This is a genomic window from Aquabacterium sp. OR-4 (genome assembly GCF_025290835.2).
Taxonomy (GTDB): domain Bacteria; phylum Pseudomonadota; class Gammaproteobacteria; order Burkholderiales; family Burkholderiaceae_C; genus Pseudaquabacterium.
On sequence record NZ_JAOCQD020000002.1, the window covers coordinates 643986 to 667909 of the forward strand.

General features: G+C 71.0%; 6 protein-coding genes. 1 reads left to right on the top strand and 5 read right to left on the bottom strand.

Features of this window, described 5'->3' with window-relative positions:
* Positions 1-24 precede the first annotated feature (24 nt).
* The 4 genes from N4G63_RS15210 to flhB form a co-directional block, all read right to left on the bottom strand.
* Positions 25-846, bottom strand: a complete 822-nt coding sequence (locus N4G63_RS15210; protein ID WP_260786299.1) for a MinD/ParA family ATP-binding protein — start codon at positions 844-846, stop codon at positions 25-27.
* Positions 847-977: 131 nt separating this feature from the next.
* On the bottom strand, positions 978-2696 hold the full coding sequence (gene flhF / locus N4G63_RS15215; RefSeq protein ID WP_260786300.1) for a flagellar biosynthesis GTPase FlhF: 1719 nt from the start codon (positions 2694-2696) through the stop codon (positions 978-980).
* A gap of 121 nt (positions 2697-2817) precedes the next feature.
* Positions 2818-4896 carry a flagellar biosynthesis protein FlhA gene (flhA, locus tag N4G63_RS15220; protein WP_443112082.1) on the bottom strand — a complete coding sequence of 693 codons (2079 nt, stop codon included), beginning with the start codon at positions 4894-4896 and terminating at the stop codon, positions 2818-2820.
* A gap of 213 nt (positions 4897-5109) precedes the next feature.
* Positions 5110-6237: a flagellar biosynthesis protein FlhB gene (flhB, locus tag N4G63_RS15225; protein ID WP_260786302.1), complete on the bottom strand. Its 1128-nt coding sequence runs from the start codon at positions 6235-6237 to the stop codon at positions 5110-5112.
* Positions 6238-6575: 338 nt separating this feature from the next.
* On the opposite strand from flhB, the gene N4G63_RS15230 reads away from it, so the two are divergent.
* Positions 6576-22196 carry a beta strand repeat-containing protein gene (locus N4G63_RS15230; protein WP_314599895.1) on the top strand — a complete coding sequence of 5207 codons (15621 nt, stop codon included), beginning with the start codon at positions 6576-6578 and terminating at the stop codon, positions 22194-22196.
* 207 nt (positions 22197-22403) lie between these two features.
* Here the strand turns inward: N4G63_RS15230 and N4G63_RS15235 are convergent, their stop codons facing one another.
* Positions 22404-23864 carry a glycosyltransferase domain-containing protein gene (locus N4G63_RS15235; RefSeq protein ID WP_260786305.1) on the bottom strand — a complete coding sequence of 487 codons (1461 nt, stop codon included), beginning with the start codon at positions 23862-23864 and terminating at the stop codon, positions 22404-22406.
* Positions 23865-23924 lie beyond the last annotated feature (60 nt).

The following is a 23924-nucleotide window of genomic DNA, read 5'->3' on the forward strand; positions in this document are numbered from 1 at the left end:
CTCCGGGGGAACGGTACGGACATTTCAGTTCAATCGGCCAGGCTGCGACGCAAGCGGCGCAGCGGCATGCAGGACAGCGCCATGCGCGGCTGCCGGCAGGTGATCGCCCAGCGGGCGGTCCTGCGGCAACTGCGCCTGCGCCAGGAGGTGCAGGTCGTCCGAGACGCCGGCGCGTGCCGGGGCCACGGGGTCGACCACTGCCCAGCAGCCGATGGCGGCGCCGAGAAAATGGTCGGCACACTGCGCCAGTCGTTCAGCGGTCTGGCGTGCGCGGCGCGGCGACATGTCGCCCACCACCACGGTGTCGTAGGTCAGCGTGCCCAGGCGCTGGTCAAGCAGCTTCATCGCGGCATAGGCCTCGGTGAGGCTGTCGGGCCGCAGGCCGGCCATCAGCACCGGGCGCGGCGTGCGGCCGGTGAACAGGCGCCGCAGGTCGGCCGCGCCGGCATGCACCAGCACCATGTCGGCCTGCGGCGCGGCGGCGGCCAGCGCCTGTAGAAATCCGCCGGTGCTGGCACGGCTGTCGAGGTAGCGCATCGGCAGGCCGCGGGCGGCCAGGTAGCCCACCTGGGGCGACAGGCGCTCGATGCAGGCCGCCAGATCCACCGCCGCCAGCTCGTGCGGCGGGCTGGCGGTGTCGGCGGCGTCCACCACCAGGGTGCGCAGGCCTTCGCCGGCAAAGGCGGTGCACAGGCGCTCCATCACCACGCCGCCAAAGCCCACGTGCCGGTTGTGCACCAGCGGCACGAAGCGCTGGCGCGCGCCGGCGAACAGCTGGCGCAGGCCATGGGCCTGGTCGACGGGCTGCTGGCGCAAGCGGGCGGCGGGGGTGGCGGCTGAGGTCATCGGTCGAACGGCAGTCGGTGACGGGGCGGTGGGGCGTGGGCGCGGCGCGCTGTGCAGCGGGCGGCGGCAGGGTGTGGTCGGGTGCGGATCTGGCCGGGGTCTGGCGATGGCGGTGCGCGGTTTCACGGCGTTCAGGCGTGCAGGCCGGCGCCGGCGGCGGCATGGCCGCCCGGCGTGGCCGCGAACAGCAGGCTCACGTCGTCGGCGTCGAGCCGCCAGGTGGCGCCGCCGCTGACGCGCAGCGCACGCTGCACCAGGGCCTGGGCGCTCAGGCGGTGCCAGTCCTCGGGCACGCGCTGGCCATTGGCCACGCCCACCACGCGGGCCTTGTGCCGGATCAGCGCATCCAGCGCCGGGCCCAGCTTGACGGCCTCGTCGAGCTTGGACAGCACCACGCCGTGGCAGCGCGCCACGTCGTAGCCCACCATCACGTCTTCCACCGTCTCGCCCTGGGCGGCGGCGTTGAGCACCAGCAGCTTGCGGATGCCGGGATGCGACAGCATGTCCAGCAGCTCGCGGGTGCGGCTGTCGCGCTGGGCCATGCCGGCGGTGTCGATCAGCACCAGGCGCTTGCTCTGCAGCAGCTCGAGCAGGTCTTCCAGCGAGGCGCGGTCGTGCGCGGTGTGCACCGGCACGCCGAGGATGCGGCCGTAGGTGCGCAACTGCTCGTGCGCCGCCACGCGGTAGGCGTCCAGCGTGATCAGGCCCAGGTTGTGCGCGCCATAGCGGGTGGCAAAGGCGGCCGCGATCTTGGCCGTGCTGGTGGTCTTGCCCACGCCGGTGGGGCCGATCAGCGCCAGCACGCCCTCGTGGTCTTCGATGGCCGGCAGGCCTTCGTCGGTGATCAGGTTGCGTTCCAGCACCTCGGCGGCCCAGGCCAGGTCGTCCTCGGTGCCGGCGGGCAGCTGTTGCACCAGCTTGCGCACCAGGCCGGGCGACAGGCCGGTGTCGAACAGCCGCTGGGCCAGCGCCACCTGCTTGGGGTTGCGCTGCAGCTTTTCCATGAAGGCCAGCATGCCGAAGCGCTCTTCGATCAGGCTGCGCACCGAGCGCAGCTCGGCCAGGGTTTCGTCCTGCCCGGCCAGGCTGAGCGGCGCGGCCGCCCGCACGCCGCGCGCCGGGCGGATTGGCGCCGGCGGCTCGTCGTGCATGGGCAGGTCGTCGTGCAGCAGCGGTGCCGGGCGGCGCGCGCGTGGCGGGGCCAGGTCGGGCATGGACTCGGGCGCGGCGCGGCGAGTGGTCGAGCCCACCATGCGCAGGCCGTTGCCCTGGGCCGGTTCAGCCAGCTCGGCCGGCGCGCGTGACGCGGCCGCCGGGTGTGCGGCCGAGCGGCTGGCGGCCAGGCTGGCGGCCAGCGTCTGGCCGCTGTGGCCGGCCTCGCGCTCGAGCTCGCCCTGGCGGCGGCGCAGCATGCGTTCGCGCACATAGTCCTGGAAGGACAGCGTGCTCATGCCCAGGCGCTGCACGTCTTCGTCGACACCGGTCGCAGCCGGTGCGTCGAAGGGGGCGGCACCGGCCGGCATCTCGATCTTGGGTTCCAGGCGGTCGGCGCGGGCGGCAATGCGCTCGGCCAGGCTGGGCCGGCGTTCGGCCTGGCCCGGTGCGGCAGTGCGTGGATCGGCCGGTGCGGCGCTGCGCGGGTGGCCGGGCGCGGCACTGCGTGCCGGGCTCAGCGGTGCGCGGCCGGCGGCCGACTCGATCTGCTGCATGCCGTCCGGGGCCATGGCCAGCACCTCCACGCCACCGGCGGCCGGCCGGGTGGAGAGCACCACGGCGTCGTCGCCGAGCTGCTCGCGCACCTGGGCCAGGGCCTCACGGGAGGTCTTGGCGACAAAACGGCGGATGTTCATGCGGCCTCCCGCCAGGCCGGCGCGTGGCAGGCCAGCCTGCCAAGGGCTTCACAGAGTGCCCCTGGGGCCCTTGGGGACCCTGAGGCCCCTGGGACAAGCGAACGCAGGTGCGCCTGGGGGGTCATGCCGTTCCTCCGATGATCGAGCCGATGCGGATCGTGTGGGTCTCAGGAATCTCGCTGTGCGACAGCACCTTGAGCCGGGGCGCCGCGCGTTTGAGCAGGCGGGCCATGGGCATGCGGATGGGGTCGGGCACCAGCAGGCAGGCAGGCTGCCCCAGGTCTTCCTGTTTGCGGGCACTTTCGGCGGCCTCGCGTGCCAGGGTGTCGGCCACGCCCGGGTCCAGCGCCGCGCCATGCGGCGAGGTCAGGGCCTGGGTGACCAGACGTTCCAGTTCGGGTTCGAGCGCGATCACGTCGAGTTCCTTGGTCGGCCCGTAGATCTGTTGCACGATCAGGGGCGCCAGGTGCACGCGGATGCGCTTGGCCAGCTCGGCGGGGTCGGTGACGGCGCCGGCGTGTTCGGCGATGCCTTCGATGATCGAGCGCATGTCGCGGATGTGCACGCCCTCTTCCAGCAAGAGCTGAAGCACCTTCTGCAGGGATGCGATGCCGATCATCTTGGGAATCACGTCTTCGATCAGTTTCGGGGCCAGTTTGGTCACGTGCTCGACGAGCTGCTGGGTCTCGACCCGGCCAAGCAGCCGGGCTGCCGAGACTTGCATCAAGTGTGAAAGATGGGTCGCCACGACGGTCGAGCAATCAACCACCGTAAATCCATTCATTTGGGCCATCTCGCGATGGCGCTCCTCGATCCAGGTGGCGGGCAGGCCGAAGGCCGGATCGATGGTCGGCGTGCCGGGCAGCTTGATGCCGGCACCGCCCGGGTTGATGGCCAGAAACATGCCCGGGAAGGCCTCGCCCTCGCCCACCACGGCGCCGCGCAGCAGCACGCGGTACATGCTGGGCTTGAGCTCGAGGTTGTCGCGGATGTGCACCGCCGGCGGCAGAAAACCCACCTCCTGCGCAAACTTCTTGCGCACGCCCTTGATGCGGCTGAGCAGATCGCCCTGGCGTGCCTTGTCCACCAGCGCGATCAGGCGGTAGCCCACCTCCAGGCCCAGCGCGTCCACCGGCTGCAGGTCGTCCCAGCTGGCCTCGGCGTTGGCCGCCTGGGCCTCGGGCGGGGCCGGTGGCGGCGCGTCCTGGCGCGCCTTGGCCTGCTTGTCCAGCCACCAGGCCAGCCCGCCGAGCGCACCGCCGATCAGCAGGAACACCAGGTGCGGCATGCCCGGAATGACGCCCAGCAGGGCCACGATGGCGCCGGCGATGCCCAGCGACTTGGCGCTGGAGAACACCTGCGCGCCGATCTGGCTGCCGATGTCGGCGTCCTTGCCCACGCGCGAGACCACCATGGCCGCGGCCACCGAGATCAGCAGCGCCGGGATCTGCGCCACCAGCGCATCGCCCACCGCCAGCAGCACGTAGCGGTCGGCCGCCTCGCTGGCGCCCATGCCGTGGCTGGCCACGCCGATGATGAAGCCGCCGACGATGTTGATCACCAGGATCAGCAGGCCGGCCACGGCATCGCCGCGCACGAACTTGCTGGCACCGTCCATGGAGCCGAAGAACTCGGCCTCGGTGGACACCTCGACGCGGCGGCGCTTGGCCTCCTTCTCGTCGATCAGGCCGGCCGACAGGTCGGCGTCGATGGCCATCTGCTTGCCGGGCATGGCATCGAGGGTGAAGCGCGCGCCAACCTCGGCGATGCGCTCGGCACCCTTGGTGACCACGATGAAGTTGATGACCACCAGGATCGCGAAGACGATCAGGCCGACCGCGAAGTTGCCGCCCACCAGCACCTTGCCAAAGCTCTCGATCACGTGGCCGGCGGCCGCGGCGCTGGTGTGGCCTTCCAGCAGCACCATGCGCGTGGAGGCCACGTTCAGGCTCAGGCGCATCAGCGTGGTGATCAGCAGCACGGTGGGAAAGGCCGCGAAATCCAGCGGCCGCACCATGTGCGCGGCCACCAGCATCACCACCAGGGCCATCGCGATGTTGACGGTGAACAGCAGGTCGAGCGCCAGCGCCGGCAGCGGCAGCACCATCATCGCCAGCACCAGCACGATGAACACCGGCGCGCCCAGCATGCGCAGCAGCGACAGGTCGAGCCCGGCCACGCGGCCCATGCCCTGACCCATCTTCTGCCCCAGCGGGCTGGCGCGCACGGGGCCCAGCAGGGCGTTCAGTCGGGCGATCAGCTCATTCATCGGCTTGTTCTCATTTCTGCATGAAGCTGAGCGACACCCTCGTTGCACGAGTCATGCGCAAACCAGCGGCCGCCGCGGATCCGGCTCCGCCGGGCCGCAGGGGGCGCCCCCTGGGGGGAGGCGCCGAAGGCGCTTCGGGGGGACTCATGACATCGGGTCGAGATCGGCAGGCACCTCGATGGCGCCCAGATCGGGCGGCATCGGGCCCCGGCCGGCCAGCGCATTGCGCAGGCGGTAGACATAGGCCAGCACCTGGGCCACGGCGGTGAACAGGCGCGCCGGAATCTCCTGGTCGACCTCGGTGTGGGTGTACAGCGCGCGCGCCAGCGGCGGCGCCTGCAGCACCGGCACCTTGTGCTCGCGGGCGATGTCGCGGATCTTGAAGGCCAGCAGGTCGGCGCCCTTGGCCACCACGCGCGGTGCGGCCATCTGGCCGTCCTGGTACTTCAGCGCCACGGCAAAGTGGGTCGGGTTCATCACCACCAGGTCGGCGGTGGGCACGGCCTGCAGCATGCGCTTCTTGCTCATCTCGCGCATGCGCTGGCGGATGCGGCCCTTGACCTCGGGGTTGCCTTCGTTTTCCTTGTGCTCCTGCTTGGCTTCCTGGTGGCTCATGCGCAGCTGGCGCGCCATCATGAAACGCTGCAGCGGAACGTCGATGGCGGCAAACACCGCCAGCGCGATGACCAGCAGGGTCAGCCCCGACAGCAGGGTGCTGGCGGTGTGGGCCAGCGCGCGCGGCAGCGGCATGGCCAGCGCGTCATGGAAATGCGGCATGCGCAGCCACAGGTAGGCCGCGCCGATGCAGCCCAGCACCAGCGACAGCAGGCAGGCCTTGCCCAGGTCGCCCAGGCGCCGGCCCGAGACGATCTGGCCCAGGCCGCTGATCGGGTTGAGCTTGCCGAAATTGGGCGACAGCGGCTTGAAGGTGAAGTTCCAGCCGCCCGAGGCCACACCGGCGCCCAGCGCCAGTGCGGTGGCCACCGCCCCCAGCGGCAGCAGCACCAGCAGCCAGGTCACCGACAGCTCGGCCAGCCGTTCGATCAGGGCGCCGTCGCGTGACAGAAGTCGCGCATCGAAACTCAAGCCCACCCGCAGGATGGCCGATAAGCGCTCACCGAGTGCCGGCATCAGCGCCACCAGCAGCGCGCCACCGCCACCCACCGTGAGCAGATGAGCCAGGTCGCGCGAACGCGCCACCTGGCCGTCTTCACGGGCCTTGCGGATCTTGCGTTCTGAGGCGGGTAATTGGCGGTTCTGGTCGTCGGCCATGGGGTGGCGGGACGGCGCACACGCACGTCCCCCAAGTGATCAGGCGACGCCATGTTGCCCGCCGACCCCCACCCCGCACTGCGCGATAAGCCACTGTAAAGCGCCGGTTTTCAAGCCAGTGCAAGTGGGCGCGAGCGCCGACAGTGGGCAGTAGCGTGAATTGGTGGGTCTGCACCGTCGGTTACGACCCCAAACCTCAAGTTGACCAAGCGCTTACCCGATAAGGCGACGAGGAACGCGCCGAAGGTGCGGCCGCCGCCCCCCGCTGATGCGGTGGACGGCTCCCCTCCCCCGGTTGCCTCACAGCTCCAGAAATACGTGCCGAAGGATCCAAGACCATGGCCTCCAATATTCCGAACATGACGCCTGCGGAGATCGCTGCGCTGACCACGGTTCAGATCGCTGCCCTGACGGCGGCCGACTGGGCTGCCTTCAGCATCGATCAGATCGCGGCGCTCACGGCGGAGCAGATCGGTGTGATCCCGGTTCAGCGCATCGCCGTGCTCACGGCCACCCAGGTCGGAGCCTTCGACCCATCCGACTTCGCGGCGATGAACACCGCGCAGCTGCGCGGCATCGCCACCTCGGCCATGCCGGCGATGACCGCGGCCGACTTCGACGCCCTGACGCCCAGTCAGGTGCTGTCGCTCACCACCGGCCAGGTGCGGGCGATCGCCGCCACCGAGGTGGCGGCCATCTCCGGCAGCACGCTGGCGGGCTTGAGCACGCTGCAGGTCACCGCGCTGTCGACGGCCCAGCTCGCCGCGCTGACCGAAGGCCAGATGCAGAGCCTGAGCAGTGCGCAGCTGGTTTCGCTGACCACCTCCCAGCTGGTCTCGCTGGCCAGTGACGATCTGCGCTCGCTGTCGGCCGACCAGTTTGCCAACCTCACCAGCCGCCAGCTCGGCGCGCTGACCAGCAGCCAGGTGTCGAGCCTGGAGGCCACCTACCTGGCCGGGCTCAGCACCACGCAGCTGCGCGGCCTGAGCACCGCCGCCGCCGCCGGCATCGAATCGAGCGACCTGGCCTCGTTCAGCGCCGCGCAGGTGGCCGCCCTCGGCACGGCGCAGATCCGCGCGCTGGGCACCGGCACCGTGGCCGGCATGGACGCCGACACCATCGGCCGCCTCAGCGCCACCCAGGTGGCGGCCCTGAGCGCCGACCAGGTGGCGGCACTCGGCACCGACCAGCTGCAACTGCTGTCGGGTGCGCAGGTGGCGGCATTGACCAGCGCGCAGTTCGCGGCGCTGGGCGTGTCGGGCCTGAATGCGCTGACCTCGACCCAGTTCCAGGCCCTCACCAGCGTGCAGATGGGCCGCCTGAGCGCCACCCAGGTGGCCGCGCTCGAGACCGAAGACGTGGCCGCGCTCAGCGCGCTGCAGCTGCGCGGCCTGAGCACCGCCGCCATTGCCGCGCTCAACAGCGCCGAGCTGTCGGTGCTGTCGGCCAACCAGATCGTGGGCCTGACCACCACCCAGGTGCGCGCGCTCGACAGCGCCGACCTGGCCAGCCTGGGCACCAGCACGATCGCCGCGCTGGGCTCGGCCCAGATGTCGGGCCTGAGCTCGGCCCAGCTGAGCGCACTGTCGTCCGATCAGATGCAGGCGCTGACCAGCCAGCAGCTGCGCGCGCTGAGCACCGCCCAGCTCAGCAGCCTGGCCAGCGATGACCTGAACCAGCTCACCAGCACCCAGTTCCAGGCGCTCACCAGCCTGCAGGTGGCCGCGCTGACGACCAACCAGCTGCGCCAGCTCGAAGCCGAAGACCTGGCCGCGCTCGGCAGCAACCAGCTGCGCGGCGTCTCGGCCGCCGCCATCGCGGCGCTGGACAGCGACGACGTGGCCGCCCTCACCTCCGAACAGCTGCGCGCGCTCAATTCGGCGCAGCTGCGTGCCATCGAGACCGCCGACATCTCGGCCATCGACCCGGCCACGCTGGCCGGCCTGGGCTCGGCCCAGATCGGCCAGCTCACCAGTGCCCAGCTGTCGGCGCTCAGCTCCGACCAGCTGCAGACCCTGGGCACGGCCCAGCTGCGCGGCCTGAGCTCGTCGCAGATGGCCGGCCTGTCGACCGATGACCTGAACCTCTACACGCCGGCGCAGATCGCCGCGCTGGGCACGGCGCAGATCGCCGGCATGACCAGCACGCAGATCGGTGCCCTGTCCAGCGAGCAGCTGGCCGCGCTGGGCACGCACCAGATTCGCGCCATCGACGCCGACGACGTGGCCGCGCTGAGCGGCGCCGACTTTGCCGTCTTCAGCTCGAGCCAGCTCGGCGCGCTGAGCTCGGCCCAGCTGGCCAAGCTCGACTCCTCCGATCTGGCGGGCCTGACGGTGGCGGCCATGGCCGGCCTGAGCAGCGGCCAGCTCGGCGCGCTGAGCTCGGCCCAGCTGGCCGCCTTGTCGAGCGACCAGCTGCAGGCCCTGGCCACGGCGCAGATCCTGGGCCTGAACACCGCCCAGCTGGGCCAGCTGGGCAGCGACGACCTGAACACGCTGACCAGCGCCCAGTTCGCCGCCCTGAGCACCAAGCAGATCATCGGCCTGAGCAATGCGCAGATCGGTGCGCTGGCCAGCGACGACCTGGCCGCGCTGAGCTCGGCGCAGCTGCGCGCGCTGGGCACCCGCGGCATCGCCGCGCTCGACAGCGCCGACATGGCCGTGCTGTCGACGGCCCAGCTGGCCGCGCTGACCACCGCGCAGATCGGGGCCATCGAGACCGCCGACATCGTGGGCGTGCCCACCGCCACGCTGGCCACGCTGAACACCACCCAGATCGCCGCGCTGAGCAGCGCCCAGCTCGGCGCGCTGAGCTCCGAGCAGCTGCAGGCCCTGACCACGCACCAGCTGCGCGCGCTGAGCGCCTCGCAGCTGGCCTCGCTGTCGAGCGACGACCTCAACGTGCTGACGGCCGAGCAGCTGCAGTCGCTGACCACCGCCCGCGTGGCCTCGCTGACCTCGAACCAGCTCGACGCGCTGTCGTCTGACGACCTGCGTGCGCTGAGCACGCTGCAGATCCGCGGCCTGACCTCGGCCCAGATCGCAGCGCTGGCCACCGACACGGTCAACACCCTCACCACCGACCAGTTCGGCGCGCTGACCAGCGTGCAGATCGCCGCGTTGAGCTCCGACCAGGTGGCCAACCTGGCCAGCGATCACCTGTCGTCGCTGAGCACCTCGCAAATCCGCGGCCTGGGCGCCGCCGACATCGCCGCGCTCGACAGCGCCGACATCGGCCTGCTCAACTCGGCCCAGATGCGGGCGCTGAGCTCGGCCCAGCTGCGCGCCATCGAGACCAACGACATCGTCGGACTCGACACCGAGACCCTGGCGCTGCTGAGCTCCACCCAGCTCGGCCAGTTCACCACCGCGCAGCTGGCGGCACTGGGCAGCGAGCAGCTGCAGGCCATCACCACGGCGCAGATCCGCGGCCTGGGCTCGGCGCAGATCGCCGGCCTGGACAGCACCGACCTCAACACGCTGACCACCGCCCAGTTCGAGGCCCTGGCCAGCGTGCAGATCGCCGCGCTGAGCAGCAGCCAGCTGGGCGCGCTGAGCTCCGACAACCTGCGCGCGATGAACTCGGCGCAGATCCGCGCCATCGAGACCCGTGACCTCGCCGCCTTCGACAGCAGCGACCTCGCGGCGCTCACCAGCGGCCAGGTGCTGGCCCTGTCCTCGGCGCAGATCCGCGCCCTGGCCACCGACGACCTGCTCGGTCTGGATGTCACCGACCTCAGCGGCGCCCAGGTGGCGGCGCTCAGCAGCGCCCAGCTCGCGGCGCTGTCGTCCGACCAGCTGCGCGCCCTCACCAGCAGCCAGCTGGCGGGCCTGACCACCCAGCAGCTCGCCACGCTGGGCACCGACGACCTGCAAAGCCTCAGCAGCGACCAGTACGCGCTGCTGGGCACCCGCCAGATCGCCGCCCTGTCCAGCGCCCAGGTGGCGGCACTGGCCTCGGACGACCTGTCGCACCTCACCAGCGCCCAGATCCGCGCCCTGGGCACCAGCATGCTGCGGGCCCTGGACAGCGCCGACATCGCCGTGCTGGGCGCCGACCAGGTGACCGGCCTGAGCACCGCACAACTGCAGGCCATCGACAGCGCCGACATGGCCGGCCTGTCGAGCGAGGCGCTGCAGGCGCTGAGCTCGGCGCAGATCGCCGCGCTGACCTCGGCCCAGCTCACCGCGCTGGGCTCCGACCAGGTGGCCGCGCTCAGCTCGGTGCAGGTGGCCGCCATCGGCACCGCGCAGCTGGCCGCCCTGGGCACCGACGCGCTCAACGAGCTCACCGCCGCGCAGTTTGCGGCGCTGAGCACGCGCCAGATCGCCGCGCTCACCAGCGCCCAGGCCGCAGCGCTGCAGAGCGACGACCTGGCCGCCCTCAACTCGGCGCAGATCCGCGCGCTGAGCACCACCGCCATCGCGGCGCTCGACAGCGCCGACCTCCAGGCGCTGGGCACCATCCAGGTGGCCGCGCTGGGCTCGGCCCAGGTGCGGGCCATTGAAACCGCCGACCTGGCCGGTCTGGGCACCGACGACATGGCCGCGCTGAGCTCGGTGCAGGTCTCGGCCTTCAGCACCGCCCAGCTGGGCGCGCTGGGCTCCGACCAGATGCGCGCGCTCAGCAGCGTGCAGGTGGCCGGCCTGTCCACCGCGCAGCTGGCCGCCCTGGCCACCGACGACCTGCTGGCCCTGACGACCACGCAGATCCAGGCCCTGAGCACCAGCCGCATCGCCGCGCTGAGCAACAACCAGCTCGCCGCACTGAGCAGCGACCAGCTCCAGGCCCTGACCTCGGGCCAGGTGCGCAGCCTGAGCACCAGCCAGATCGCCAGCCTGGGCAGCGACGACCTCAACACGCTGACCGCCACCCAGTTTGCCCAGCTGACCACGGCCCAGATCGCCGGCCTGAGCAGCAGCCAGATCGGCACACTGGCCACCGACGACCTGGCCGCGCTGACCAGCGCCCAGATCGTGGCCATCGACAGCCGCGACCTGGCCGCACTCGACAGCGCCGACCTGGCCGCCCTGACCTCGATGCAGCTGGCCGCCATGCGCACCGCGCAGCTGGCCGCCATCGACAGCGGCGACCTGGTGGGCCTGAGCACCACCTCGCTGGCCGGCCTGGCCACCGCACAGATCGCGGCGCTCACCACCGCCCAACTGGCCTCGCTGAGCTCTGACCAGCTGCGCAGCCTCACCGACACCCAGCTGCGCGGCCTGAGCTCGCTGCAGCTGTCGTCGCTGTCCACCGACGACCTCAACACCCTCACCAGCAGCCAGTTCCAGGCCCTGACCTCGGTGCAGATGGCCTTCCTGAGCAGCAGCCAGATCGGCGCGCTGCAGAGCGAAGACCTGGCCGCCCTGACCAGCGTGCAGATCCGCGCCATCGAGACCCGCGACATCGGTGCGCTCGACAGCGCCGACCTGGCCGCGCTGAGCAGCGGCCAGCTGGCCGCGCTGACCAGCGGCCAGCTGCGCGCCATCGACAGCGCCGACCTGACCGGCCTGACCACCGCCACGCTGGCCGGCCTGAGCAGCCTGCAGATCGCCACCCTGGCCACCCAGCAGCTCGCCGCCCTGGGCACCGACCAGTGGCGCGCCATGGACACCGGCCAGCTGCGCGGCCTGACCACCGCCCAGATGGCCAGCCTGGCCACCGACGACCTGGGCGCGTTCACCTCGGCCCAGCTGACCTCGCTGGCCACCGTGCAGATCAATGCGCTGACCAGTGCGCAGCTGGCGGCCTTGCCGTCGGAGAGCCTGTCGCTGTTGAACACGGCCCAGCTGCGTGCCATCGACACCCGCAGCCTTGCCGCACTCGACACCGCCGACATCGCCGCCCTCACCTCCACGCAGCTCGGCGCCTTGAACACGATGCAGCTGCGCGCGCTGGAGACGGCCGATGTGGCCGCGCTGAACACCACCGCCCTGCAGGGCCTGGGCAGCGCCCAGGTGGCAGCGCTGGGCAGCACCCAGCTGGCCGCACTCGGCACCGACCAGTGGCAAAGCCTGAGCAGCACGCAGCTGCGCGGCCTGAGCACCAGCCAGATGGCCAGCCTGGGCTCGGATGACCTGAATGCCCTGACCACCACCCAGATGTCGCAACTGGGCACCCACCAGCTGGCGGCTTTGACCAGCGCCCAGTTGGGCCGCATGGAGTCGGCCGACCTGGCCGGCCTGACCAGCGCCCAGCTGCGTGCGATCAGCACCCTGGCACTGACCGGCCTGGACAGCGCCGACCTGGCCGCCCTCAGCGTGGGCCAGACGGTGAACATGAGCGCCGAACAGCTGCGCGCCCTCGGCAGCGAGGATGTCGTGGGCCTGAGCACACAGGCCTTGTCGGGCCTGGGCAGCGCCCAGTTCGCGGCCATGACCAGCGCCCAGTTCGGTGCGCTGAGCTCCGACCAGGTGGTCTCGCTCACCAGCGCCCAGCTGCGCGGCCTGGGCACGCAAGCCCTGGCCGGCCTGGCCAGTGACGACCTGAACGTGCTCACCTCGACCCAGTTCTCGCAGCTCAGCACCACGCAGATCGCGGCGCTCAGCAGCGCCCAGATGTCCAAGCTGGAGAGCACCGACCTGGCCGCCCTGACCAGCGCTCAGGTCCGCGCCATCGAGACCCGCGTGCTCGCGGCGCTCGACAGCGCCGACCTGGCCGCCCTGACCTCGGCCCAGACCGGCGCCATGAGCTCCACCCAGCTGGCCGCGCTCGACAGCGCCGACCTGGCTGGCCTCAGCACCTCGGCCCTGTCCGGCATCGCGGCCTCGCAGATCAGCGGCTTTGGCACCGCCCAGCTGGCGGCGCTGGGCAGCGACCAATGGCGGGCGCTCGATTCGGCCCAGCTCAAGGCCCTGAGCTCGCGCCAGATCGCCCATCTGACCAGCGAAGACCTCAACGCACTCAGCTCCAGCCAGTTGCAGGAGCTGACCACCACCCAGCTGACCGCGCTGACCAGCGCCCAGCTGGCCGGCCTGTCGTCCGACCACCTGCAGGCGCTGTCGAGCGTGCAGCTGCGCGGCCTGACCACCAGCCAGCTCGCCAGCCTGGGCTCCGACGACCTGCGCGTGCTCACCAGCGACCAGTTCTCGCAGCTCACCACGCAGCAGATCGGCGGCCTGACCAGCACCCAGCTGGCCGCACTGGAAAGCACCGACCTGGCGGCCCTGGGCTCGGGCCAGCTGCGCGCCATCGAGACCCGTGATCTCGCGGCCTTCGACAGCGCCGATCTGGCCGTGCTGAACTCCAGCCAGCTGTCCGGCCTGAGCACGGCCCAGATCCGCGGCCTGGACAGCACCGACCTGGTGGGCCTGTCCACCGACGCGATGAGCGGCCTCAGCGCCGCCCAGATGGCCGCCTTCGGCACCGCCCAGCTGTTGTCGCTGGGCACCGACCAGTGGCGCTCGCTGTCCAGCACCCAGCTGCGCGGCCTGGGCACCGAGCAGATCGCCAACCTCGGCACCGAAGACCTGAACGCGCTGACGACCACCCAGCTGTCGGCCCTGACCACCGCCCAGATCGTGGCGCTGAGCTCGGTGCAGCTGGCCACGCTGGGCACCGAGGACATCGCCTCGCTCACCACGGCCCAGATGCGGGCCATTGAAACGCGTGACATCGCCGGCCTGGACAGCGCCGACTTCACCGCACTCACCACCGGCCAGGTGGCCGCGCTCACCACCGAGCAGCTGCGCGCCATCGAGAGCACCGACCTGTCGGCGATGAGCACCGCCGGCATCGCCGCCATCGCCACCGCCGGCCTGGCCGCGCTCACCACCACCCAGCTGGGCGCCATGGGCTCCGACCAGTGGCAGGCGTTGTCCAGCCTGCAGCTGCGCGGCTTGAGCACCGCCCAGCTGTCGGGCCTGAGCACCGAAGACCTTGCCGCACTCACCACCGAGCAGCTCGGCGGCCTCACCACCGACCAGCTGCGCGGCCTGACGACCTCCCAGATCGCCACGCTCGACAGCACCGATGTGGCCTCGCTGAGCTCGGCGCAGCTGCGCGGCTTCAGCACCCAGCAGATCGCGGCGCTGGACTCGTCCGACCTGTCGGGCCTGACCACGCAGCAGGCTGCAGGCCTGAGCTCTGACCAGCTGCGCGCGCTCGAAACCGCCGACCTGGGCGCCCTCAACACCAATGCGCTGGCCGCGCTGAGCACCGCCAACCTGGCGGCCTTTGCCACGGCCCAGCTGGCCGCGTTGAGCTCCGACCAGTGGCGCTCGCTGTCCACGCAGCAGGTGCGCAGCCTCACGGCCACGCAGATCGCCAACCTGACCACCGACGATCTCGGTGCCCTCACCACCGACCAGCTGAGCAAGCTGACCAGTGACCAGCTGGTGGCGCTGACCACCAACCAGGTGGCCTCGCTCGACAGCGGCGACATCGCTTCGCTGACGACGGCCCAGCTGCGCTCGCTGACCTCGTCCGAGGTGGTGGCGCTCGACAGCGCCGACCTGGCCGCGCTCAACAGCGCCCAGGTGGCCGCACTCACGCTGACCCAGCTGCGTGCGCTGGAAACCGCCGACCTGGCGGCCATCACCACCGCCGGCATCGCCGCGCTGGCCACGGCCAACATGGCGGCCTTCTCGACGCGCCAGATCAGCGCGCTCGGCAGTGACCAGCTGCAGGCCCTGACCACCGCGCAGATCCGCGCGCTGGGCACCGACCAGCTGGTGGGCCTGGCCACCGACGACATCGTGGCGTTGCAGACCGTGCAGATCGCCGCGCTGAACACCGAGCAGCTGGCCTCGCTGAGCACGCTGCAGATCAATGCACTGCGCAGCGAAGACCTGGCCGCCCTTGGCACTGACCAGGTGCGCGCGCTGAGCACCGCCGCCGTCGCGGCCCTCGACAGCGCCGACCTGGCCGTGCTGACCTCGGTGCAGGTGGCCGCAATGTCGTCCGACCAGCTGCGCGCCATCGAGACGGCCGACCTGGCCGCGATGGTCACCGCCGCCATCATCACCCTGCCCACCGAGGCCCTCAGCGGCTTCAGTACCGCCCAGCTGGCAGTGCTGAGCAGCGACCAGTGGAAGGCCCTGACCACGCAGCAGCTGCGCGGCCTGACCACCGCCCAGGTGGCCAACATCACCACCGAAGATCTGGCCGCGCTGAGCACCGCCCAGCTGGCCGGCCTGAGCGCCGACCAGATCACCGCGCTGAGCACCACCCAGGTGGCCTCGCTCGACAGTGCCGACATCGCCGGCCTGGGCACCGACCAGATCCGCGCGATGGAAACCCGCGACATCGCCGCGCTGGACAGCGCCGACCTGGCGGCCCTCACGTCCAACCAGGCGGCCGCCCTCACCGGCGACCAGCTGCGGGCGCTGGAGACCGCCGACCTGGCGGCGCTGACCACCGCATCGCTGGTGGCCATCGGCGCCGACAAGATGGCCTCGCTGTCGACCCAGCAGCTCGGCGGCATGGCCAGCGACCAGCTGCGCGCGCTGACCACCGACCAGATCCGCGGGCTGACCACGGCCCAGATCGCCTCGCTGGCCACCGATGACCTGCGCGCCCTCACCACCGAGCAGCTGTCGGTGCTCAACGACGAGCAGATCATCAGCCTGTCGACGACGCAGTTCGCCTCGATGGAAAGCGCTGACCTCGCCGCGCTCGGCTCTGACCAGGTGCGGGCGATGGAAACCCGCGACATCGCCGCGCTGGACAGCACCGACTTCGCGGCCATGACGTCCAACCACATCATGGCCCTGGGCAGCGCCCAGCTGGCGGCGATCGAGTCGGCCGACATCGTGGGCATGACCACGGCCGCGCTGTCGTCCATCAACGCCGCCAACATGGCCGCCTTCAGCACCCGCCAGCTGGCGGCGCTGGGCAGCGACCAGTTCCGCTCGCTCACCTCCGACCAGCTGGTCGGCCTGACCACCGCCCAGGTGGCCGGCCTGGGCACCGATGACCTGAATTCGCTGAGCACCACGCAGTTCGCCGCGCTGAGCTCGGCCCAGATCGCCGGCCTGACCACGACCCAGGTGCAGGCGATGGAAAGCGCCGACCTGGCCGCACTGACCGCCGGCCAGATGGCTGCCATGAGCACCCGCGGCATCGCCGCCATCGACAGCTCGGACGCCTCGGCGCTGAACTCGGTGCAGCTGGCTGCGCTGAACACGGCCCAGATCCGCGCCTTCGAGACGGTGGATCTGACGGTGCTGGCCACCCAGGCCCTGGCGGGCCTGACCACGGTGCAGCTCACCGCTCTCAGCACCGCCCAGCTGGCAGCACTCGGCACCGACCAACTGCGCGCGCTCACCACCGAACAGGTGCAGGGCCTGAGCACGGCCCAGCTGGCCAGCCTGAGCACCGACGATCTGCGCAGCCTCACCGCTGACCAGTACGCGGCCTTCACCACCGCGCAGCTGGTGGCACTCGGCACCCAGCAGTACGCCAACCTGGAAACCAACGACCTGGCCACGCTGAGCACGAACCAGATTCGTGCCATCACCACCCAGGACATCGCCGCCTTCGACTCGGCCGACCTGGCTGTGCTGAGCGCCGACCAGGTCGGCGCGCTGACCTCGGCGCAGATGCGGGCCATCGAGTCGTCCGACATCGGCGGCCTCACGGTCAATGCCATGGCCGGCCTGGGCACCAGCCAGATCGCCGCCCTGACCACCGGCCAGCTCGGCGCGATGGGCAGCGACCAGCTGCAGTCCCTCACCGCCACCCAGCTCTCGGCGCTGAGCACGGCCCAGCTGTCCGGCCTGGACAGCGCCGACCTGAACACGCTGACCGCCGACCAGTTCACCTGGCTGAGCACGACGCAGATCGCCGGCCTGACGACGCTGCAGTTCTCCACCATCGACAGCACCGACCTGGTGGCCCTGACCACCGCCCAGGTGCGCGCCATCGAGACCCGCGACATCGCCGCGCTGGCCTCCGAGGACGTGACCGCGCTGACCGGCACCCAGCTGGCCGCGCTGAGCACGGCCCAGGTGCGCGCCATCGATTCGGGTGACATCTCGGGCATCGGTGTCAGCGCGCTGTCCAGCCTGGGCTCGCTGCAGATTGCCGCGCTGTCCACCGCCCAGCTCGAGGCCATGGGCAGCGACCAGATCCGCGCCCTCAGCGCCGATCAGCTGGCCGGCCTGAGCACGGTGCAGCTGGGCAGCCTGGGCAGCGACGACCTGAACGCGCTGACCGCCAGCCAGTTCCAGCTGCTGAGCACGCTGCAGATCGCCGGCCTGACCTCGCTGCAGCTGAGCACGCTGGAATCGACCGACCTGCTGGCCCTGAGCCCGGCCCAGGTGGCCGCCATCGAGACCCGCGACCTCGTGGCCCTCGACAGCGCCGACTGGGCGGCCATGAACGCCAACTTCGTCAGCAGCCTGACCACCGCCCAGGTGCGCGCCATCGAGTCCGGCGACATCATCGGCATCGGTGAATCGGCCCTGTCCGGCCTCAGCTCGCTGCAGGTGGCCGCACTGTCCACCGTGCAGCTCGGCGCCATGGGCTCCGACCAGCTGCAGGACCTGAGCCAGCAGCAGATCGGCGGCCTGACCACAGCGCAAGTGGCTTCGCTGTCCACCGAAGACCTGAACACCCTCACGGCCACGCAGATCGGCTACCTGGGCACGGCGCAGATCGCCGCGCTGGGCACCGAGCAGGTGGCCAACCTGGAGAGCACCGACCTGGCCGCCCTCAGCGCCACCCAGGTGGCGGCCCTGAGCACCCGTGCCATCGTCGCCCTCGATACGGCCGATGCCAACCTGCTCAGTGCCGGCCAGGTGGCCGGCCTGACCACTGCCCAGGTGCGGGCGATGGAGACCGCTGACCTCGCCGCGCTGTCGGCCTCGGGCTTCGCCGCCCTGCATTCGGGCCACATCGCCGCGCTGGGCACCGACCAGCTGGGCGCGCTGACCAGCGATCAGCTGCAGGATCTGAGCAACGCCCAGCTCGCCGGCCTGACCACCGCGCAGGTGGCCAAGCTGGCCACCGAAGACCTGAACGCGCTCACGGCCAGCCAGTTCCAGGCCCTGACCACCCGCCAGATCGCCGCGCTGAGCACCGAACAGGTGACCAAGCTCGAAACCGCCGACCTGGCCGCGCTGAGCTCGGCCCAGATGCGTGCATTGAGCGCCGCCAGCCTCACCGCGATGGACAGCACTGACCTCGGCGTGCTGTCGGCCGAGCAGCTCTCGGGCCTGAGCTCGACCCAGTTGAAGGCCATCGAAAGCAGCGACATCGCCAGTCTCGCGGTGAGTGCCGTGCGCGGCCTCACCTCCACGCAGATCGCGGTGCTGGCAACCGACCAGGTGGCCGGTCTGTCGTCCGATCAGCTGCAGGCCCTGTCCGACAGCCAGCTGCACGGCCTGAGCAACGCCCAGATCGGCGCGCTCACCTCCGACCAACTGGGCACCCTGCTGGGCTCGCAGTGGGCCGGCCTGTCGACCGCGCAGATCGCCGCGCTGAGCAGCGACCAGGTCAGAGCCATCGCCAGCGACGACCTGACCATGCTGACCACGGCGCAGATCCGCGCCCTCGGCACAGAGGACATAGTGGCCATGGACAGTGCCGACCTGATCACCCTCACCGGCGAGCAGATGGCGGCACTCAGCATCGCCCAGGTGCAGGCCATCCAGTCCGACGACATCAATGCGCTGGGTGCGTCGATCAACGACCTGGGCGTGGCCCAGATCCGCGCCCTCAGCCAGGCCCAGTTCAATGCCATGGCCACCGACGCCCTGGTGGCGATGAGCGCCGACTCGGTGAGCTCGCTGACCACCGAGCAGGTGAGCTGGCTCGACAGTACCGACCTCCGCGTGCTCACCGCCGACCAGCTGGGTGCGATGAGCACCACGCTGCTGCGCGCCATCGCCAGCGACGACATCGACAACATCTCGCTGTCGGCGCTGGGCGGCCTCACGGCGGTCCAAGTGTCTGGGCTCACCAACGCCCAGCTCGCCTCGCTGAGCAGCGACCAGCTGCGCGCACTGAGCGATGGCCAGGTTGCCGGCCTGTCGACGGCCCAGCTCACCTCGCTGGGTACCGAGGATCTGGGCACGCTGACGGCCACGCAGTTCCAGGCCTTCACCACACGCCAGATCGCAGCCCTGAGCTCCGAGCAGATCAATGCCCTGACCAGCGAGGATCTGCAGGCCTTCAGCGCCTCGCAGATGGCCGGCTTCACCACCAGCCAGCTGGCCAAGATGGGCAGCGACGACCTCGCCCTGCTCACTGGTGAGCAGCTCGGTGCGCTGAGCAGCACACAGATCCGCGCCATCGAAAGCACCGACATCGCGGGCATCGGCCTCACCGCGCTGGCCGGCCTGTCGGGCAGCCTGGTGGGTGCGCTGACCGACGGCCAGCTGGCCTCGCTCAGCAGCGACCAGCTGCAGGCCCTGACCGACGACCAGCTGCGCGGCCTCGGCACCAGCCAGATCGCCAACCTGGGCACCGATGACCTGAACTCGCTGACCGCCAACCAGTTCCAGCAGCTCAGCACCGCCCAGGTGGCGGCGCTCACCGCGGGCCAGCTGCAGAAGCTGGAAAGCACCGACCTGTCGGCGCTGACCGGAACCCAGGTGGCGGCCCTGCGCACCAGCCAGATCGCCAGCCTGACCAGCGACAACATCGCGTCGCTGACCGGCGAGCAGCTGTCGGCACTCGGCAGCGCACAGCTGCGGTCGATCGAGAGCACGGACATCGCCGCCATCGGCCTGACCGCGCTGGGCAGCCTGAGCGCCACGCAGATGTCGCAGTTGACGAACGCCCAGCTCGCCTCGCTCAGCAGTGACCAGCTGCAGGCACTCAGCAACGACCAGCTGGCCGGCCTGTCCACCGCTCAACTGGCGTCGCTGTCGACCGAGGACCTCAACACCCTGACGGCGTCGCAGTTCGCGGCCCTGTCGGGCGGCCAGATCGCCGGGTTGACCGTGGTGCAGGTGTCCAAGCTCGAATCCACCGACTTGGCAGCGCTGGGCGGTGACCAGATGGCGGCCCTGCGCACCGCGCAGATCGCCGGCATGGACTCGGCCGACCTCGGCGTACTGAGCGCCGAGCAGCTGGGCGCCTTCACCACCACGCAGCTGCGGGCCATCGAGAGCGCCGACATCGCCGGCATCTCGGTCAGCGCCCTGTCCGGCCTCACCGCCAACCAGGTGGCAGGCCTGAGCACGGCCCAGCTCGGCGCGATGAGCAACGACCAGTTGCAGGCGCTCAACGCCGACCAGCTGGCCGGCCTGACTACGGCGCAGTTGGTGGGCCTGTCCACCGACGATCTCAACAGCTTCACCGCCACGCAGTTCCAGGCGCTGTCGGCGTCGCAGATGGCCGGTCTGACCACGCGCCAGATCGCCAGCCTGCAGAGCGAGGACATCCACGCCCTGTCGGCGCACCAGGTGCGCTCGATGACCACCGCCCAGCTGGCGGCACTGGACAGCACCGACCTGGGTGCCCTCACCGGCGAACAGCTGGCCGGCCTTTCGAGTGCCCAGATGCGGGTGCTGGACAGCAACGACGTCATCGGCCTGAGCAACGATGCGCTGGCCGCCCTGACCGGCGCCCAGGTGGGCCAGCTCACCGCGGGCCAGATCAGCGGCCTGGGCACCGACCAGCTGCAAAGCCTGTCGGAGCAGCAGATCGCCGGCATGACCACGGCGCAGATTGCGGTGCTGGACAACACCGACCTGGCCTCACTCACCGACGCGCAGTTCCAGGCCCTGACCACGGCCCAGATCGCCAGCCTGTCGACCTCACAGATCTACAACCTGAACGCCAGCGACTTCACGCTGCTGAGCGTGGCCCAGGTGCGGGCCATCGAGACCACCGACATCGTGGCGATGACTGCCGCCGGCATCGGTGCGCTGAATGCCGAGCAAGTGGCCGCCCTGAGCACGCAGCAGGTGCGGGCCATCGAGACGGCGGACATCGCCGCGCTCTCGGCCGGTGACCTGCAGGAGTTCACCACCGCGCAGATCCGCGCGCTGAGCACGCTGCAGTTCGCCGCGCTGTCCAGCGACGACCTGTCGCAGCTGAGCGCCACGCAGTTTGCGGCGCTGACCACGCAGCACATCCGCCAGATGGACAGCGTGGACATCGGCGCACTGAGCAACGAGCAGATCTCGGCCCTGACCACGGCCCAGGCCGCGTCCCTGACCACGGCGCAGATCGTGGCCCTGACCGATGGCCAGATCAGCGCGCTGGAGGTGCCCGACATCTCGGCGATGACCATGGCCCAGGCCGCGGCCTTCTCGACCGACGACTACAACCTGATGAACGCCTCGCAGCAGGCGGCGCTGACGGCCTTGTCGCCGATGATCCTGGACCTGGACGGCAACGGCATCCGCACGCTGTCGGCGGCCGAAGGGGTGCAGTTCGACCTCACCGCCACCGGCAACGTGGGCCAGTACGGCTGGGTGGGCAGCGGCGACGGCCTGCTGGTGCGCGATGTCAACGGCGACGGGGTCATCAACGATGGCAGCGAGCTGTTCGGCGCCGCCACCAAGCTGGCCAACGGCAGCAGCGCGGGCAATGGCTACGTGGCCATGGCCGCCCTCGACAGCAACGGCGATGGCCAGCTGTCGGCCGCCGACGAGGCCTTCGGCCAGCTGCAGGTGTGGGTGGACGCCGACGCCGACGGCACCACCGACCTGGGTGAGCTGAAGGGCCTGGTGGACCTGGGCATCGCCGCGCTGGATCTGGGCTACACCCAGTCCGACGAGGTGGACAACGGCAACCTGGTGGCCCTGCAGGGCAGCTACACCACGACCGACGGTGCCACGCACCAGATGGCCGACGTGTGGTTTGCCCAGCAGGCGGCCGACGGCAGCGCACCGGTGATCGGCGAGCTGCTGTCCGAGCCGGCGGCCGATCTGGTGGGCGGCGCCAGCGTCGCGGCCAACAGCACGGCAGCGGCCACGGTGGCCAGCGGCGCCGCGCTGCCGACCACGCAGCTGACCTCGATCGACGAGGAACTGATGCGCAACCAAACGCCGCTGATCTGAGCGGGCGGGCGGCGCCCCGGCGCCGCCCGCAACGCCAGCAGCCCCAGCCTGGCGGCGCACGTCAGGCGCGCAGATCAGGCACCCGCGTCAGGCGCCCACGTCAAGCGCCCACCTCAAGCGCCCAAAGCCAAACGGCGCACCACCCCGGATCCCGGGTTGGTGCGCCGTTTGTCTTGGCGCGGGTGTGGCGAAGTCTGGGGGGGCCGGTCAGGCCGGCGCGGGGCTGCCCCACTGCTGGCACAGCAGCGCATTGGGCAGCGGATCGCCCAGGCTGTCGTGGCTGGCCGGGCACAGCGCGCTGCGCACCGGCTGGCCGCTCACATCGGCCAGCAGCGCCTCGCTGGCGCGGGCCTCGTTCAGCGTGGCTGATCCGGCCAGCACGGCGGCAAACAGGCCGTTCTCGCGTGGCATCAGCCGGGCCAGTTTCTGTGCCGCGGTCTGCAACTGCGCCGGCGGCAAGCCCAGCACCACCAGCACCGCGTAGGCGCCGCCCTGCGGCATGGCGTACACGCGGCCGGCGTTGGCCAGGTCAGCCATGTTCAGGTCCAGCACATCGGTGCGGCTGCCAGGGCCGAAAAACTGCATCAACGCCATCGAGGCCGCTTCCAGCTCGGGCGCAGCGAACGCCAGCGCGCCGGACGCATCGGTCACGCGCACCACCAGGGCGCGCAGGCCATCGCGGCGCCAGGGCCGCAACAGGCCTTCCAGCGCATCGGCCACGCCGCGCCGCGGCGACACCTGCGCGCCCAGGCTGGCGCGATGCTGCCAGCACAGGTATTCCAGCAGCTCGGTGCGGCGCTGGTACTCGGGGTTGCCGCCGCGGCCATGGGCCAGCGCATGGCGGCGCGGGTCGGCCACGGCCTGGGGCTCGTCGCGGTGCTGCCAGCCGTAGCGCCGGGCGTCAAAGCTGGCGCGCAGGCGCTCGGGCGACAGCGAGCCCTGCCAGTGCAGAAACTCGTTGTCGCGGGTGATGCCGGGAAAGTAGTCGATCACGATGCCGGCGCGCTGGCGTGCCATGTCCAGCGAGAGCTGGTCGCGCTTGCTGTAGGCCAGGATGCTCTCCCACCACAGGCGGCCGAACTGCCGCAGCACCGGCGCATGGTGGCTGCGCAGCAGCACGGTGCCGGTGGTCAGCGGCGTGATCTCGGCCAGCGGGCTCTGCTGGGCATAGGCATCGAGCTGGCGGCACACGGTGGCCACGTCGTCGTAGCCCAGCATCGCGATGGCGCCGGCCTCCTGGTGCAGGTGGGTGTGGCGCGAATGCTTGAAGGCGCGGAACACGAAGGCCCGGCCCTCGCCATCCACCTGCCGCGTGTGCAGGTCGGCCGCCTGCGGCAGGCGCTTGAAGGTGACGGTGTTGTCGATGTAGAGGCTGTGCTCGCAATCGCCGAAGTAGGCGTCGGGCATGGCCTTGGCGCGGCGCGAGGCCTTCTCGGGTGCCAGGTGCGATTCGTCGATCGGCACGCAGCGCCAGGCGGGCGAGCGCAGATCGGGGTTGTCGGTCAGGCACACGAAGTCGAGCTGCAGATCGCTGGCCGCACCGGGCGGCAACTGCGACAAGGGGTTGTTCAGCGCCTCCTTGGCGCCGATCAGCACCGTGTAGACCACCAGCCGGGTGCCGGGGCCCGCGGGCGCGGGCGTCTGGGAAGGGGTGTGCAGAACGCTCATGGACGCCGATTCTCGGCAGCGCCGCAGGCCAGCCAGGGCCGGAAAAGCGCCCGCATTGCC